This window comes from Muricoccus roseus (genome assembly GCF_900141905.1).
GTDB lineage: Bacteria > Pseudomonadota > Alphaproteobacteria > Acetobacterales > Acetobacteraceae > Roseomonas > Roseomonas rosea.
This window is the reverse complement of sequence record NZ_FQZF01000079.1, coordinates 1-1,168: the sequence shown is the minus strand read 5'-3', so window position 1 is coordinate 1,168 and position 1,168 is coordinate 1. Positions and strand designations below refer to the sequence as shown.

General features: G+C 68.1%; 1 protein-coding gene. It reads left to right on the top strand.

Annotated elements, in window-relative coordinates:
* Window positions 1-302: 302 nt before the first annotated feature.
* On the top strand, window positions 303-1,168 hold an 866-nt coding region (locus BUB97_RS25365), incomplete at its 3' end, for an outer membrane protein (protein ID WP_073140737.1).

The following is a 1,168-nucleotide window of genomic DNA, read 5'->3' as shown; positions in this document are numbered from 1 at the left end:
GCCTTCGGCGAGAGCCGTCCGCTGGTCCCGACCGCCGATGGCGTGCGTGAGCCGCAGAACCGCCGCGTCGAGATCGTCCTGCGCTAATCCCGCGGAACCTTCGACTTCGGCATCGGAGGGGCGGAGCCGGAAGGCTCCGCCCCTTTCGTTATTCAAATGGCCGGAATGTGATGTGGCATTCTGGCAACATTCATGAAGGATGGCTTTACGCCGCCTCGAGCGAATCAACTTCCCGGCGATTTGCGGCTTTTGGCTGGGACGGGCTCGCACGGCAGCCCGCGACGAAACTGAAGGAACTAGAGATGTCATTCCGCAAGGCCCTGCTGGGCGCCACCATCCTGGCGCTCCCGGTCGCTTCCATGGCCCAGGCCCAGCCGGTCACCGGCCTCTACATCGCGGCCGGTGCCGGTGCGAACTGGCTGATGGATTCCGACCTCACGCCGAACAGCCCCGCGGCCCGTGGCGGCCTGGGCGCCGGCAATGTCAGCTTCGACACGGGTTATGCCGTCGCGGCCAGCATCGGCTACGGCTTCGGCAACGGCGTCCGCCTGGAGATCGAGGGCAACTACCGCCGCAACGAGGTGGACAGTGCCTCTGGCTTCCGCGGGCTGCAGCGCCCGGTGCGCTCCAGCGGCGACACGCAGACCTACGGCGTGATGGCCAACATTTTCTATGACTTCGCCATCCCGAACTGGCCCGTCCAGCCCTATATTGGCGCCGGTGCCGGCTATGCCTGGACCGATTACGACGTGGTGCGGGTGCAGGCTGCCAATGGCCCCCGGCTCGACGTGACGGGCAATGAGGGCAACTTCGCCTACCAGGCCATTGCCGGTGTCGCCTTCCCGATCCGCGCCGTGCCGGGCCTGGCGATCACCGCCGAGTATCGCTTCTTCGGCACGCTCGACCCGAGCCTCGGCTCCGCCTATGTCCCGGCCTCGAACACCGTGATCCGTGGGAAGACCGAGACCGAGAACCAGAACCACTCGGTCATGCTGGGCCTGCGCTACGCCTTCAACCAGCCGCGCCCGGCGCCCGTCGCCGTAGCCGCCCCGGCTCCCGCCGCGGCCCCGGCCCCGGCCCGCACCTACCTCGTCTTCTTCGACTTCGACCGCGCCGACCTGACGGACCGCGCCCGCCAGATCATCGCGGACGCCGCCCAGGCCGTGAC